Below are 14996 nucleotides of genomic sequence, written 5' to 3'. Positions count from 1 at the left end.
GTACAGGGCCGGCAACGCCATGCCCGTATCCATTTATACCCGCACATCCCGCATCGTCCTTGTCCTTTCCATTGCCGCCATCACCGTCTTGTCGCTGGTGCCGGTCCAGGGGAGCCTGGCCGTGAACATCTGGGACAAAGCCCAGCACGCCGGGGCCTATATCTACCTGGCCCTGCTGACGTGTGCCGCCACGCCGCTCCGACGGTTCACCTGGCGTCACGCCGCCCTGCTCATGACCTACGGGATCTGCATCGAAGGTGCCCAGGCATTCCTTCCCTGGCGGAGTTTTTCTCTTTTGGACATGGTGGCCAACGCCTCGGGTATCGCCCTTGGCTGGGCCCTTTCGGCAGGCCTTCGCAGGGCGGGAGCACCGGGATTTGACCCCGAAAAAGAGCAAAGCCCCAACGGACGGAATTCCCATCAATAATAGTGATGACTACCATCAAAAGCCCCCTTCCCTAAACACCCCATCCCACTCTGCGCATCCCCCCGGCCTGAAAGGCTTTTCAGCAAACCCTCCTTCCCATCGCCACCCCGGCGTTGATCGGAGAAGACCCGCCCATCGAACCGCCCCGCTCGCAGTTCCCCGTCCCGCAGATCCCCTCTTCCCCTTTGAAATCATGCAACATACAGACACCGTTCCCCTGCGAAATAGGCGTACCGAAAACGCATCGCCGCTTCCTGTCGGGTGAGGGTATTTACTCGATATGTTTTGTTTATTCTTATTGACACGCTTTCATCTTTAAGAGTAGAAACACTATTGTCCTGAAAAGGACACTATGGTATAAATTTTTTCTTGGAATAGTTGTGAGCATAAGGTTTTCACGGATTATACCATTCATATAATGACTGATTTGCTCTTTTGTGTTGTGGGAGCACATCATCCTTTCCTGCCATAATCGACGGTAGAAACGACCAGTGGCTTGGGGCGGGAAAAATGACACGGAGGATAATGTAAGTATGGCTGAGGCAATCAAAATCGGCGGAGGCACCAGAAGTGCCTTCAAAGACAAGGTGATGGAGATCCTGCCCGAAGGTGGGAACCTCAACGCCTGTCTGACCTGCGGGCTCTGTGCCTCGGGCTGTCCGGCAACCGGACTGGCCGACATGGACCCCCGAAAGTTCCTGCGCATGGCGGCCCTGGGCATGGACGAAGAGATCGCGAAACACGACTGGGTTTGGATGTGCAGCATGTGCCAGCGCTGCGAGCGTATCTGCCCCATGGAGATCAACATTCCCCAACTGGTGTACAACGCGCGTAAGCTCACCCCGAGAGAAGAGCGACCCAAGGGTATCCTCGGCTCCTGCGACATGGCCGTAGCCAACGACACCTGCAGCGCCATGGGCTGTTCCCAGGAAGACTTCGAGTTCGTCTGCGAAGACGTCATCGACGAAGTCAAAGAGTCCCAGCCCATGTGGGAAGAGAAAGACCTCCAGGCCCCCATCGACAAGCAGGGCGCCGAGTTCTTCCTCAACCAGAACTCCCGTGAGCCCATGACCGAGCCCGAGGAGATGGTTCCCCTCTGGAAAATCCTCAACATCGTCGGCGCCGACTGGACCTACGGCAGCAAGGGCTGGGCCGGTGAGAACTACTGCATGTTCCTCTCCGATGACGAGAGCTGGAACAAACTCACCAGCACAAGCGCACAGAAGTGTAATGAATTGGGGTGCAAGACGTTCCTCAACACCGAATGAGGGCACGTTACCTTCTCAGTCCTGGCAGGACTGAAAAAATTCAACATCGAGCACAACTTCGAAGTCGAAAGCATCTACAACCTTTACGCCCAGTGGATCCGTGAGGGCAAGCTTCCCGTCAACTCCGACTGGAACAAAGAACTTGGCATCAAGTTCACCGTCCAGGATCCCTGCCAGATCATCCGTAAGTCCTATGGGGATGAAACGGCGGACAACCTGCGCTTTGTCGTTGAGTCCGTGGTCGGTAAAGAAAACTTCATCGACATGTACCCCAACAAGAGCAACAACTTCTGCTGCGGCGGCGGCGGTGGCTTCCTCCAGTCCGGCTACAAGGATGAGCGCCTCGCCTACGGCAAGATCAAAGATGCTCAGATCCAGAAAACCGGTGCCACATACTGCATCGCTGCCTGCCACAACTGCCACGCCCAGATCCATGAGCTGAGCGAGCACTACGGCGCGCACTACCACGTGGTTCACCTCTGGACCCTGATCTGCCTCTCCCTGGGCGTTCTTGCCCCCAACGAGAGAACCTACCTCGGCCCCGAGCTTCAGGAAGTCAACGTTCCTGAATACATCGAGCCCGAGTTTTAATGGAGCCCCCTTTTAAGGGGAATCCGTTGCAGAGCCGATAATAAAAAGGCCGCCCGTTTCGGGCGGCCTTTTTTTATTTGGAAACAGCACAAATGCGCCCCACCCGCCCCCACGCAGCCCCACACGGCCAAATCTCATCCATACACCCTTAACGCCTCCCATACACCCCCATACTCCGCCCCTTCCATAATAAACGGCAAAAGCCCTACGAGACACGATCAAAACCGAGCCCACCGGCAAGGGGAAGCGCCCCCTGCCATCACAGAGCCCTGCCGGTAGCCCCATCATCTTACCCCACAAAAAAAGCTCCCCCTCCCGTGAACATAGACAAGGGCACCACCACCCCCTTCCGGCACCGCTTGCACTCACGGACCGTTTCAGCCAACACGGCTTGCCGCCACAGGCCATCATGAGACCCTCGACGATTTCCGTATGATTTCCAGCTTCTGGTCAGCCAAAAATGCCGAAGAGCCAAGCCCTGCGGCTTTTTTTCCACTTTTTTATCAAAAACCCCTTGACCATTTGCTTCAAAATAGATTAAAAGCTTTTTGTCTCGACGCGAGATGGACACCTTCCGTATCGAGTGCTAAATTAAAAATATGGCGATGTAGCTCAGTTGGTTAGAGCATGCGGCTCATATCCGCAGTGTCCGCGGTTCAATTCCGTGCATCGCTACCATTTATAGAGAAGCCGGTCAGTTTCCCTCAAACTCTCCGGCTTCTTTTTTTAGAAAAATATGGCGATGTAGCTCAGTTGGTTAGAGCATGCGGCTCATATCCGCAGTGTCCGCGGTTCAATTCCGTGCATCGCTACCATATTTATATAGAAGCCGCTGAGTTTCCCTCAAACTCTCCGGCTTCTTTTTTTTGTACCCTCCCCTTCACCCTGCCCACCCCCGGTGGCTCCGGCGCGAAACGGCCCATCCCGCGGCCTGATGCGCCCAGCGAATCCCCCCGGTTTACAGCTATTTCCCACTTCTTTCTTGAAATCAGCCCCAACCTTTATTAGTGTGGGGGCACACGACCCAGGCGATTTTAACCTTACCCACTGACATTGTTGAACAATCCGCTTTTACCACCATTAGGGCGTGATGATCACTATTTTCAGGATTTCAGTCACTCATGCGTATCGGTTTTAACCGCATCATTGAAGAGAAAATTCTAAAGGCCCAGGAAGACGGCAAACTCGATAATCTTCCCGGCCTCGGAAAGCCCCTGGAAATGGAAGATGACAGCCGGGTCCCCGAAGACCTGCGCCTTGCGCACAAGATCCTCAAAAACGCGGGCTGTGTTCCGCGGGAACTTGAAGACCATGTGGAGATCAGACGCACGGAGGACCTGCTCCGGGAGAGCGACGACCTCTCGGAAACCTACCGTGCCATGAAGCGTCTCCGGATGCTCAAGGCAAAACTCCTCCGCGACGGCCGCTCCCCGGCCATCTTCGATATCCCGGAAGCCTATCAAGAGGGCGTGCTCAACAGACTCAACAGAAAACAGAACGGTTAACGGGGCCACGGGCCCCTTTCAGGACAGATACACCATGAAGAAGTTGAACCTTGCAGTGATCTACGGAGGCACCTCCCCCGAGCGGGACGTCTCCCTTGTCAGCGGAAAAGAGGCCCTGGCCGCCTTGGACCAGGACCGATACACCATCCATGAGTACGACCCCAAGGACGGCCTTGACGCCCTTGTGCGCGACGCAGGAACCCTGGACGTCGCCCTCATCCTCCTTCACGGATCTCCCGGAGAAGACGGCACCATCCAGGGCCTCCTCGACCTCTTGAAGATCCCCTACCAGGGTTCAGGCGTTCTGGGCAGCGCCATTGCCATGAACAAAGAGCTCTCCAAAAAGCTTTACCTCGACGCTGGGCTTCCCACACCGGAGGCCATCCAGGTCCGCAAGGGCGAGCCCTTTGACGCGACGGCCACCGTCACAAAGCTCGGCCTGCCCCTCTTTGTCAAACCCGCCTGCGGAGGCTCCAGCCTCGGCATGTTCCGGGTCTCTGAGGCCAATGAGCTGGCCGGAGCCGTCGCCAAGAGCCTTGCCTACGACGACACCGTGGTCGTGGAGGCCTTCATTGACGGGCCCGAGGTCACCTGCGGCGTCCTCGGCAACGACGATCCCAAGGCACTGCCTGTCATTGAGATCATTCCCGAAGGAGACAGCCCCTATTTCGACTACGAGGCCAAATACACCCCCGGTGCCACCACGGAGATCTGCCCGGCCCGCATCAGCGACGCCCTCACCGCCCGTGTCATGGACCTTGCCGAGCGTGCGCACCGCGCCCTTCACCTGAAGGGCTACAGCCGCACCGACATGATGATCAGAGGAGAGGACATCTTTCTCCTGGAGACCAACACCATCCCGGGGATGACCCGCACCAGCCTGCTGCCCCGGGCAGCCAAGGTCGCCGGTCTCTCCTTTTCCGCCCTTCTGGACCGGCTCATCGAGCTGGCCCTGGAGTCTAAGAACGGACAGCCGTAACAACGCCCAATTCATTTTAGGGAACGCATTGTCGTTTATTTAACCTGAGACATGAGAGGATATGGACATGAAGGTACTGGTTGTAGGCAGTGGAGGCCGAGAGCACTCCCTGGTCTGGAAGATCACCCAGAGCGCAAAGGTGGACGAGGTGTTCTGTGCACCTGGCAATGCGGGCATCGCCGACCTGGCGACCTGCGTCGACATCGCAGCGGACGATATCTCCGGGCTCCTGTCCTTTGCCCAGGATAACGAAATCGACTTCACCGTGGTGGGTCCTGAAGCCCCCCTTGCCGAGGGCATCGTGGACATCTTTGAGAAAAAAGGCCTGAAGGTATTCGGCGCCTCCAAAAAAGCCGCTCAGCTTGAAGCGAGCAAGGCCTTCTCCAAGAAAATCATGAACCGCTACGGCGTGCCCACAGCCACCGGGCGCAGCTTCACCTCTTATGAGCCCGCCGCCAAGTACATGGCCGAGTTCAACGGCAACGTGGTGGTTAAGGCCGACGGCCTGGCCGCAGGCAAGGGCGTCATCGTCTGCTCCACCCCCAAGGAGGCCGAGGCCGCCCTTAAAGAGATCATGCAGGACAAGGCCTTTGGCGAGGCCGGTGCCCGCGTGGTCATCGAAGAACGCCTGGAGGGCGAAGAGGTCTCTTTCCTCGCCTTCACCGACGGCAAGACCGTCCTGCCCCTGCCCACCTCCCAGGACCACAAGCGCGCCTTTGACGGCGACAAGGGCCTCAACACCGGCGGCATGGGCGCTTACTCCCCGGCCCCCATCATCGACAAATTCATGCACGACAAGATCATGAAAGAGGTGATGATCCCCACCGTGGAAGGCATGGCCAAGGAGGGCATCCCCTTTAAAGGCGTGCTCTACGCAGGCCTCATGATCGACCGCGACCGCATCAAGGTGCTGGAGTTCAACGCCCGGTTCGGCGACCCCGAGTGCCAGCCCCTGATGATGCGCGTACAAAACGACATCATCGACCTCATGATGGCCACCACCGACGGAACCCTGGACCAGCACACCATCGACATCGATGAACGCGCCGCTGTCTGCGTGGTCATGGCCTCCGGCGGTTACCCCGGTGCCTACCGCAAGGGCAACGTCATCAAGGGCCTGGAAGAGGCCTCCTCCGCCAGGGACCTGGAAGTGTTCCACGCAGGCACGGCCCTTCGCGGCAACAAGGTGGTTACCTCCGGCGGCAGGGTCCTGGGCGTCACCGCCCTGGGCAGCGACGTCAAGCGAGCCATCAACAAAGCTTACAAGGCCGTGGACAAGATCTCCTGGACCAAGGCCTTCCACCGCACCGACATCGGCGGCCGCGCCATCGGCCACCTGGCCACCAAGCCCCGTGTGGGCATCATCATGGGCAGCGACTCCGACTACGAGACCATGAAGGGCGCCACCGAGATCCTCCGGAAATTCGGCGTGCCTTACGAGTTCATGGTGGCCTCGGCCCATCGCACCCCCTTTGTGGCCGCAGAATTCGCCATCAAGGCCCGTGAAAACGGCCTGGAGGTGATCATTGCCGCCGCCGGCCACGCCGCCCACCTGGCAGGCGTCATGGCCGCCCACACCACCCTGCCCGTCATCGGGGTGCCCGTGGACTCCTCGGCCTTGAACGGCATGGACGCCCTGCTCTCCACCGTGCAGATGCCTCCCGGCGTGCCCGTGGCCACCGTGGCCATCGGCAAGCCCGGCGCCAAAAACGCCGGTATCCTCGCCGTCCAGATCCTCTCCATCGGCGATCCGGTCATGGCCGACCTCATGGCCGAATACAAAAAAGACCTGGCCGCCGAAGTGGAAGCCAAGTCCGAAAGACTCAAGCAGAAGCTCAAGTTCGGATAAGTCGATCAAAAAGGCCTCCGGCACCTGCCGGAGGCCTTTTCGCCAACCGTCCGCCCCACAGCATCACCTAATTCGTTGGAAAACCTTCCCATGGGACCCCAGATTTCTATCCAGACAGACCGCCCCGACCCGGAGATCCTGGCCAGGGCCGCCGACATCCTCACCGCAGGCGGCTGCGTGGTGATCCCCACCCTCTGCCTCTACGGCATGGCAGCCAACGCCTTTGACGAAGACGCCATACGAAACGTCTTCGCCATCAAAGAGCGCCCCCTGACCAACCCCATCCTCCTGCTCATCAAAGACAGGCAGGCCGTGGACGAACTGGTCGCCGAGGTCCCCCCGGCCGCCGAAGCGCTCATGAAGCATCTCTGGCCCGGCAAACTCACCCTGGTCTTCAAGGCCGCCCCCACCATCCCCGACCTCATCACCGCAGGAACCGGCAAGGTGGGCCTAAGGGTCCCCTCACACCCCGTGGCCCGCGCCGTGGCCCAGGCCGTCCCCTTCCCCGTCACCGGCACCAGCGCCAACATCTCCAAACAGGGAGGCATCGCCGATGTCCGGGACCTGGACCCGCGCATCGCCACCGGCGCCGATCTCGTCCTGGATGCAGGCCCCTTAAAGGGCGGCTCCGGCTCCACCGTGGTGGACGTCACCTGCACGCCCCCGAAAATCCTGCGACAGGGTTCGACCCCGGCCGCCGCCATCCACGCTATTCTTGAAAAACTGCCCTCATTTTGATTGACAATCGAATCAAATTTACATAAAAAGCATTTCGTGTGCCGGAGTGGTGAAACTGGTAAACGCAGCGGACTCAAAATCCGCCGGGGGCGACCCCTTGTCGGTTCGATTCCGACCTCCGGTACCACAACAAAGCCAATACGATCCGCAGTATCTCAGGGTGCTGCGGATTTTATATTTTTGGGCTTGGGATAACAGATGGGATAACATTTAGCCCTTACCCTTCATAAGTTTTTTATGTGCATTACAATAAGGAACACCCTCAGGACACCTGTTATTACATCTGCGTCCAGTCTTTTTAGCCATAGCCTTACAACGCTCCATAATTTCAGAGAGTTGATATTCATAGAGAATATATCCGCTCTCATCCTTTCCGGCTTTTTGATAAACAGAATATCTGAAAGCTATCCATTCATCACCGTAACGTTCCCCCTTTATTATCTCGACTTCTTTACCATTCCATCTCATCCAAGTGTCTATACGTGCCACAGAATCTTGAGCTTTTATTGTGGCGTAATTGTCGTCTACATCACCTCCAAATGGGCCGCCAATAAACCGAACCTTTGTTTTACCTCTGGCCATCATTCTCTCCTTTCAAGAACATTCTCAAATTTAGCACTGCTTGTTTTAGGTCGTTATGATCGACAGTATTGTATCTGTCGAACATCTCACGTGTTGAGTGGCCGGTAATTTTCATTATGACGGACTCGGCCACCCCAGCTTTACGCATGTTCGTGTTGAACGTATGGCGCAGATCATGAAATACAAAGCCACCTTCAGCTTTAGAGCCGTAACGGATATCAGCATAATAACAAGCCCATTTTAAGCCTTCTCGGATATCTTGAAATGGCATGCCTCTATACTTGAAGACATGGCCATCTTGATCCTCATCAACTATGCTTGAGAGTTCATCAAATAGTTCATCAGATATTGGGACATATCGCTCCTCATGATCCTTTGTATCTTGAGCTCTCAAAAGGATAAGTCGTTTATTCAAATCAACACGGTCCCATGTAAGCCCCAATATTTCCCCTTTACGCATCCCGGTGTAATACCCCGTTGCAAAGACCGCTTTGAGGTGATCAGGCAACCGGTCATAAATTCTATGGTACTCGTCTTGTGATAAAACCCTGTCACGTGCATTACCATTTTTTCTCAGCATCTTATTAACCCCCTTAAAAGGCTTCAACGCTGAATATGGAGCCTTATCGTTTTCAATGGCACGGTTAACCATGTTACGAGCGGCACCCACCATCTTATCGACATACGAAAGTGCATACCCTTCCCTGACTTTATCGTCCTGAAACCGTTCAAGGTCTTCAGCCTTAAGTTTAAGGATCTGAAGCTCACCAAACACCCCTAAAAAATGATTCAACGTGGCTCTCAAATCCTTCAAATAAGACAACCGCTTCACCGATGGAAGATCAAGAAACCAATCAGCCAAACGGCTAAAGGTACGATGTTTTTTGGGAACGTAGTCCTCAAGGCGACCTTCATGCTGAAGAGACTTATACTTGTCATCAAGAGCCTTTGCCGACTCAAGATGCTTCCCTGCACTTTTCCAGCCCTGCTGGGAGCCGATACGGTAATTTACCCAATAGCTGCCCTTTTTGGCCCGCCGGGCATTGAGCAGATTTGTACCGCATCGGCAAACCTGTTTCCTGTATGGACTTCGCAAACGACAAGTCGGGCACCTGTAATAGATCGACATGCATCACCCCTCGTCGATATATGCAATCACATCTTTACGAACAAAACGGACCAACTTCCCAACCCTTTTGGGCTTGATGGGAAAAGGCTTTTGCCCCTTGGGAGCCGACAACCTGTTGTAGATCGTTTTTGGGGAAATCCCGAGAAGTGCCGCAGTCTCTTTAATAGTCATCAACTTGTATTCGTCCATGCTCCCCCCTATGCTAAGCCCTTCATGAGAATGTTTGTACGGATGTTCCACGCGAATTTCTTTACCAACTCATCCGGCATACCCTCGACATTTCCAAACTCCCAGGCCTGAAAACCAGGTCCATCGACAATTGTTTTCCCCAGCTCAAACCGTTTTTCGATGAAATCCCGTTCCACCTTTTGGACAGGCTCCAACGCTCCCATAGAGGCTGTAAAAACCCTTTTCTTGGGTGCAATGGGCTCAAGCGCCTTTGTCAGGTACTTCATGACGTAGTTGATACCGGCCCCAAAGCCTTTCTTCAAAACCTGCAAGTCAATCTGTGTCCCCATCTCGTATTTGAAGCACCACAGCTCTCTGATCTGTTGCAGTACCTCCTTCCGGCTGATGGCATGCCCAACAAGCAGAATATGAAAATGGGGAAAGCCGTCCTTATGGGCTTCAGTGACCCGAAGATAATGAAACCGTCCCCATCGTTTTGCCATGGCCTTGCGAAGCCGTTCCCAGGCTTTGGCCATCTCTTCCAACGCTTCCTTTGGGGTGTGAGCGGCTCGATACTCTTTACCGGGACAGGTGAGGGTCAACATCTTGAATGCGTACTTTGAGGTACGAAATCCTCTCCGTTCGACAAACTGTGTCATGCCGCCAGCAGATAAACGTTTTTTAAGGTCGCGGACTTTTTTTGGGGCGCAGTCCGGACAGCTCCATTTTTTGCATCGGATATTTCCACGAATGGCTTTCAAGGTTCCCCCTTCAAGGTAAACCCCACGAAAGGATCCAATGTGGCAGGTTGGTTTTTTGGGCGGGTGAGAGTTATTCTTTATTAAGTCAAGGCTAAGGGGGGCTTCGCCCCCCGTCTTCGATGAATGTACCTCTACCGGTAAACGCATAAAGCCTCCTTTGAACGTTAATGATCACAATCAACGTTCGCCAGAGGCTATTTGACATGGTTCATCTTATTGAATATGATGAATCGATGTTCGGAGTGTATGAGCCGCCAAACTCAACAATACCTCTACGAACGTCACCTGAACCCGCTTCATGTACTACCATGAAGCGGGTTTTTATTTTTTATTCAGATACATCATGAAACGTAATCGAATCTTCTCCTTCCTTAATCATTTTATTCCGTATTTTTTCATAAAGTTCCAAAGACACATAGGCCAATTTTAGTATGCCTATACGCTTTAACTTTTTCATATCATCCACCCCTTGTAATAAAATACCTCTCATCATTTGGCTTCGGCTTAGATGGACATAATTAGCTATTTCATCAATGGCTTCTATTTCATCTTCTGTCAGCATGACAGTGACTGACTTACGCTTATTTTCGACTTTTTTCCGACCCATAATATTCCCATTGGTTTTATTTTTATCCCAATGTAATTTCAATTAACCAACTTGGTCAAGGAATTTCTCCGTTTATATTCGGTTTTACCCATTGTTACCAAATAAAAAAACTGGTTGAACCCCCTACGGTCGCTTCGCTCCCTTCGGGGTTCCAACCAGTTTTCTTATTTATGAACAGATGTGCCAGGGCACACCCATTACCATCAGTCAACCGATAACTTTTTGCCCTGGCACGAGCCCCTTCGGGGCGGACCTACGGTCCTAAAACAAAAGCTCTTGAGGAAAGAAGAGACTCTCCATTCAAACGCTGTCCCCCTCCGTCCTCGTCTTCAGCCTATTCTCCGTTCGGTCACCGTCAACAGAAATCTTCCTTTTTTCGCCTCCGGCCGCTTCGCGGGGCTCCGCCCGAAAAAAGAGTATTTCTGTTGACACCTCCCTCTCTCCGAATAAACAGAAGCCGGGGCCGGCGGGGGTTTAATGTAGGTTAATAGCCCTCGGCATCCCTCCGGGGCAAAGGGATAAGTACCTTAAACCCTGACGCGAATACTATGCCACAGCAGAAATCACGTTACCGCCGCACGAAACGTTGTGTCGGTTTGCTCCTTCCCCATCCAATACCATTTGCCGCCGAATCTCTTTAATCAAGCGTTCATAAGGGTTCCTGTAACGCTGATAATTCGCCTTCGTATCGGGATCTGTACACAATCGTTCCACTGCTTTTTCAACAATTCCAAGGAAATTAAATTCACGAAGAATGGTTAGTCTCAGGGCATTCCAGCAGCTTTCACACAATACAGACGCGCCATATAATATACCATCCTCATCTTTGTACAGAAAAGGATACCCCTTATCGCCGTGCCTAACGGACAGAATTTTACCACACTCGTTATTAGCGCATTCAGCATCAAATCCCATACACCAAGCCATCAAGCCCGTATCAAGGTTGATTGTTTCGGTTCCGAATGATAACTGTTGCATCATGTTCTCCTTTCTTCCATAGCAAGATTGGTTGAGCAAAGACCGGTAAAGTTGCCGCTTTACCGGTCTCACTATTTTGATGACGTGCCCTCCCTCTCGAGAGGGAGGGGTTCATCAAAATAATGATGATACGATTTCGTTTTTCAAAAACTCGCTCGGTCGGTCGGGGGCACAGCCCCTCCCTCGCGAGTTTTTTCAAACTTTATTTTGTAGGTCGGTCATTCCAATTATGAAGAATTGCTCACCTTCCGACTTCAATTTATTGAAGTCGGCTTTGGGGATAGAGATGCCTTTTCTTAAGGCCAGCGGATAGAATTTACGGTAGGATTCTTCGTCAAAGGCATAAGCCCCACCAAGCATGAGCCCCTGTAAAATTTCACCAAAAAGTGTCTTAACAATACTTCGTTCCATGTGATCATACGGGTCTGTCTCATGAATTACAGTTTTCATTTTTCGTGAGGAACCGGCCACGATACAAGCATCACCCTTACAAAACATCCCTACCGAAGAGGTGGATACAAAACCAATTACTTTACTTTCGATTTTAGCCATATTGTCCAATCATCCTCAAAATCTTTTGGCTATCAATTTGGATAGCATCATTGGTGATTTCACCCCGAATTACGTTCTTCTTCACCGAACATACCCACACAACGCAAAACCCCTCAACCCTTTTTATTCACAGAGTAAACAGGGGTAACAGCGGGTAAGAAAAAATCATATATTTTAGACTCAAAATCCGCCGGGGGCGACCCCTTGTCGGTTCGATTCCGACCTCCGGTACCATCTTATCGATATCATTGAGGATAGCCTCAAAACTCCTGTCAGGGTACTAATCCGGGGTACTAATTGCCCGGTTCCCAGTCGATAGGAGTTTTTTTGTGGCCGCTCCCAACTACCTCCTTCAGAAGCCGTCCGGCTACTATTTCCGCTACCAGCTTCCCAGCGATATTAAGGCCATTGTCAATCAGTCTGAACTGCGATATTCCCTCCGTACCCGTTCCATTGGTCTGGCTCGTTCCAAGGCCCGACTGTTGGCAGGGACTCTTCAAAGCACCATCAGAAATATCAGAGGCGGGAACATGGCAACACTGACGGACACCCAGATAGCAGAAATCATCAGGAAGCATATCAAGCAGACACTCGAGGCTGACGAACACCAGCGACTCATGGACTCCCCCACCAATCACGACCCCGAGTTCTATAGAGACCACGTGAAGGCGCTGGGAATGGTCCGGGATCTTTCCAAGCAACACTTGGCCGTCAACAATATCGCATGGGTCGAGGAGTCGGTAGACGAGCTGCTGAAGACCTCGGGGATGACCGTGGACCACTCCAGCCATGAATATCGGAAGCTATGCCGGGAGTACATGAAGGCCGACACCCACATATGGGAGGTCCTGCAAAAACGCCAGCAGGGCGACTACAGCGACGACCCTGCAACAGTTCAAACAGCGTCCCCCGCACAGCCCACAGCCACCTCCGAGCCTGAAGATGTGGCCCCTTCCATGCTGCTCTCTGAACTCATGGATCTCTACTTTGCAGAAGGAAAACGTGACGGTAGCTGGACAGAGAAGACACTTGCAGAGGTTGAGTCAGACCTTGCCTTGAGCCTCAGTATTATCGGGGATATAGCGGTTAACAAGTTCGACCATACTGTGGCTAACCGTCTCAAGGACACCCTGCTGAAGCTCCCCCCCAACTTCAACGCCAAGCCGAAGCTACGGGACAAGACCATTGAAGAGCTGATAGCCATGGACCACCCCAAGTTACGGAGCCCAAGGACCGTCAACAAAGGGATTCAGCGTATGGGTGCGGTCCTCAAGTACGGCGTCCGACATGGGCATGTTGAAAAGAACTACATGGAGGGCCTAAGCCTGAAGGCGAAAGGGAGGAAGCGAGACAAACGGGAGGTCTTCAACACCGCCGACCTTATGAAGATCTTCGGGTCTGCACGATACCGAGAGGACACATTCAGAGACGCCTTTAACTTCTGGATGCCGCCCCTTGGCCTTTACACAGGTGCCCGTATCACAGAGCTTGCCCAACTTCATATTGAAGATATCAAGCAGGTTGACGGGGTCTGGTGCATTGACATCAACGACGACGCCGAAGACAAGAGACTCAAGACCCAAGCAGCCAAGCGCTTGGTCCCCCTACACCCCTTCCTTGTGGACGATTTGGGGCTAATTAAGCGAATGGAGACCATGAAGGCACAGGGTCACCACAGACTATTCCCTGACATCACATCGACCCGCGACGGCTACGGCCAGACCGTTAGCAAGTGGTTTGCGTATTACCGTAAGACCATCGGCATCACTGGCCCTGACAAAGTGTTCCACAGCTTCAGACACACTGCCATATCGAAGTTGGCACACGACAGCGTTGACGAGCACATTATCAAGGCCATAGCGGGACACGCCGAGAATACTGTGACCTATGGCGTCTACGTTAAAGATTATCCCGTGAAACCCATGTACGAGGCCATTGTGGGGTCACTGAATTATGACGTGGATTTAAGCCACCTGAGGGGCTCGAAGTATTGCGGGTAGGCGGGAGAGCTTGGAGAGGGCGGAAGGATGGCAGGAAGGGGCCCAAAGGCCCACTGCCTGAAAGCTGTGAGACTGGTCGGATTAATGGGCCATGTCTTCAGTGTATTTCCTTGTCAACAGGACGTTTTCAATCCAGTTCACTGTCAGCCGGATTAAAACCTTGAGGTCCTCAACATCCTTATCTTCCCATTTTCGTACATAGTGTGTTTCGTCGTTCCCAAGCCAAACAGCTCTTTGTGCGCACTTTTGTATGTTTGGATCTTTAATGTAATCGGTAATGCATTTTCCCAGAAATGTTTTCAAGATAGCCGCTTCATTTTCAGGCCTTTCGGAGATAAGGTAGTCTTTAATTAGAAATTCAAGTGATTTCCGCAAGCCCATTCCTACTATTCCGCCAAGGCCATACGCCTCGGCCGCTATTGCCTGATTGTAGATGGCGATAAATGACTTTGATAATTCAGATATTTCGTCAGGAAAATCTTGTCGCTTGTAGGCTATGGGCGCAACCTTCACCAAGTCATAGCAATGATGGCCTCCCGCAGCCACACCACCTGTTGACCTATAGGTAGCTATAAAGGCCTCCAAGCATTCCAAATGCGTGCAAGTGAATATCACCTGTATTCTATCATGCGTAGATGAGCTATAGGCTACCCTTGTCGTTGGGTGAATATGATGGTCACAAATTGGACATTTATTTGGAGTCGACTCTAAACGAGCTGAAACCTTATTCCCCACTAATGCTTCTGTTGTTAAATCGAGGTGCATTCTTATCTCCTAATTAGCCGTACATTCTGCAATCAATCAAGGCGTGATATTACTGAATATCATCACCCCCCTATCCACCATCTTTTTACATTGACGA

The 14996-nt window shown here is 53.0% G+C and carries 15 protein-coding genes, 4 tRNA genes and 1 pseudogene; 12 read left to right on the top strand and 8 right to left on the bottom strand.

Annotation, left to right across the window (positions count from 1 at the left end; translation table 11 throughout):
• Positions 1-19: 19 nt before the first annotated feature.
• The 9 genes from ACOYW0_RS17905 to ACOYW0_RS17865 all read left to right on the top strand — a co-directional run bounded on the left by ACOYW0_RS17905 (position 20) and on the right by ACOYW0_RS17865 (position 7484).
• Entirely contained in the window at positions 20-427 is a 408-nt protein-coding gene (locus tag ACOYW0_RS17905) for a VanZ family protein (RefSeq protein ID WP_482415167.1), read from the top strand.
• Positions 428-960: 533 nt separating this feature from the next.
• Positions 961-2286 (top strand): (Fe-S)-binding protein, encoded by a 1326-nt coding sequence (locus ACOYW0_RS17900; protein ID WP_482415166.1) that lies wholly within the window; start codon positions 961-963, stop codon positions 2284-2286.
• A gap of 601 nt (positions 2287-2887) precedes the next feature.
• Positions 2888-2964 (top strand) — tRNA-Met (locus ACOYW0_RS17895).
• Positions 2965-3024: 60 nt separating this feature from the next.
• A tRNA-Met gene (locus tag ACOYW0_RS17890) sits at positions 3025-3101 on the top strand.
• A 306-nt stretch (positions 3102-3407) separates the two neighbouring features.
• A complete protein-coding gene (locus tag ACOYW0_RS17885) occupies positions 3408-3791 on the top strand; it encodes a DnaJ family domain-containing protein (protein ID WP_482415165.1) in 384 nt (127 codons plus the stop codon).
• A 34-nt stretch (positions 3792-3825) separates the two neighbouring features.
• Positions 3826-4770 carry a D-alanine--D-alanine ligase family protein gene (locus tag ACOYW0_RS17880; protein ID WP_482415164.1) on the top strand — a complete coding sequence of 315 codons (945 nt, stop codon included), beginning with the start codon at positions 3826-3828 and terminating at the stop codon, positions 4768-4770.
• A 67-nt stretch (positions 4771-4837) separates the two neighbouring features.
• Positions 4838-6619 (top strand): phosphoribosylamine--glycine ligase, encoded by a 1782-nt coding sequence (gene purD, locus ACOYW0_RS17875; RefSeq protein WP_482415163.1) that lies wholly within the window; start codon positions 4838-4840, stop codon positions 6617-6619.
• Positions 6620-6709: 90 nt separating this feature from the next.
• Positions 6710-7357 (top strand): L-threonylcarbamoyladenylate synthase, encoded by a 648-nt coding sequence (locus tag ACOYW0_RS17870; protein ID WP_482415162.1) that lies wholly within the window; start codon positions 6710-6712, stop codon positions 7355-7357.
• Positions 7358-7397: 40 nt separating this feature from the next.
• Positions 7398-7484: transfer RNA gene (locus ACOYW0_RS17865), tRNA-Leu, on the top strand.
• A gap of 83 nt (positions 7485-7567) precedes the next feature.
• On the opposite strand, the gene ACOYW0_RS17860 is transcribed toward ACOYW0_RS17865, so the two are convergent.
• From ACOYW0_RS17860 to ACOYW0_RS17830, 7 genes are all read right to left on the bottom strand, one after another.
• Entirely contained in the window at positions 7568-7942 is a 375-nt protein-coding gene (locus ACOYW0_RS17860) for a hypothetical protein (protein ID WP_482415161.1), read from the bottom strand.
• On the bottom strand, positions 7926-9068 hold the full coding sequence (locus tag ACOYW0_RS17855) for a tyrosine-type recombinase/integrase (protein ID WP_482415160.1): 1143 nt from the start codon (positions 9066-9068) through the stop codon (positions 7926-7928). The genes ACOYW0_RS17860 and ACOYW0_RS17855 overlap by 17 nt, the downstream gene beginning before the upstream one ends.
• 3 nt (positions 9069-9071) lie before the next feature.
• The gene (locus ACOYW0_RS17850; protein WP_482415159.1) at positions 9072-9257 is read right to left on the bottom strand and encodes a helix-turn-helix transcriptional regulator; all 186 of its coding nucleotides are present in this window, start codon (positions 9255-9257) and stop codon (positions 9072-9074) included.
• A gap of 8 nt (positions 9258-9265) precedes the next feature.
• Positions 9266-9997: a rolling circle replication-associated protein gene (locus tag ACOYW0_RS17845; RefSeq protein ID WP_482415158.1), complete on the bottom strand. Its 732-nt coding sequence runs from the start codon at positions 9995-9997 to the stop codon at positions 9266-9268.
• Positions 9998-10325: 328 nt separating this feature from the next.
• The gene (locus ACOYW0_RS17840) at positions 10326-10646 is read right to left on the bottom strand and encodes a ribbon-helix-helix protein, CopG family (RefSeq protein WP_482415157.1); all 321 of its coding nucleotides are present in this window, start codon (positions 10644-10646) and stop codon (positions 10326-10328) included.
• A 504-nt stretch (positions 10647-11150) separates the two neighbouring features.
• Entirely contained in the window at positions 11151-11585 is a 435-nt protein-coding gene (locus ACOYW0_RS17835) for a Rieske (2Fe-2S) protein (RefSeq protein ID WP_482415156.1), read from the bottom strand.
• 192 nt (positions 11586-11777) lie between these two features.
• Positions 11778-12134, bottom strand: coding sequence for a hypothetical protein (locus tag ACOYW0_RS17830; protein WP_482415155.1), 357 nt, complete (start codon positions 12132-12134; stop codon positions 11778-11780).
• A gap of 138 nt (positions 12135-12272) precedes the next feature.
• Here ACOYW0_RS17830 and ACOYW0_RS17825 point away from each other — a divergent pair.
• From ACOYW0_RS17825 to ACOYW0_RS17815, 3 genes and pseudogenes are all read left to right on the top strand, one after another.
• Positions 12273-12368 (top strand) — tRNA-OTHER (locus ACOYW0_RS17825).
• A 95-nt stretch (positions 12369-12463) separates the two neighbouring features.
• Positions 12464-12643, top strand: a pseudogene (locus ACOYW0_RS17820) (DUF6538 domain-containing protein); the annotation flags it as partial.
• Between the two features lie 21 nt (positions 12644-12664).
• The gene (locus ACOYW0_RS17815) at positions 12665-14134 is read left to right on the top strand and encodes a site-specific integrase (RefSeq protein WP_482418844.1); all 1470 of its coding nucleotides are present in this window, start codon (positions 12665-12667) and stop codon (positions 14132-14134) included.
• An 81-nt stretch (positions 14135-14215) separates the two neighbouring features.
• On the opposite strand, the gene ACOYW0_RS17810 is transcribed toward ACOYW0_RS17815, so the two are convergent.
• Entirely contained in the window at positions 14216-14899 is a 684-nt protein-coding gene (locus ACOYW0_RS17810; RefSeq protein WP_482415154.1) for a hypothetical protein, read from the bottom strand.
• Between the last annotated feature and the right edge of the window lie 97 nt (positions 14900-14996).

It is taken from the genome of Desulfoluna sp. HI9BLuna, from assembly GCF_056829775.1.
The sequence above is the reverse complement of the archived record's forward strand: the minus strand, read 5'-3'. Positions and strand labels throughout refer to the sequence as shown.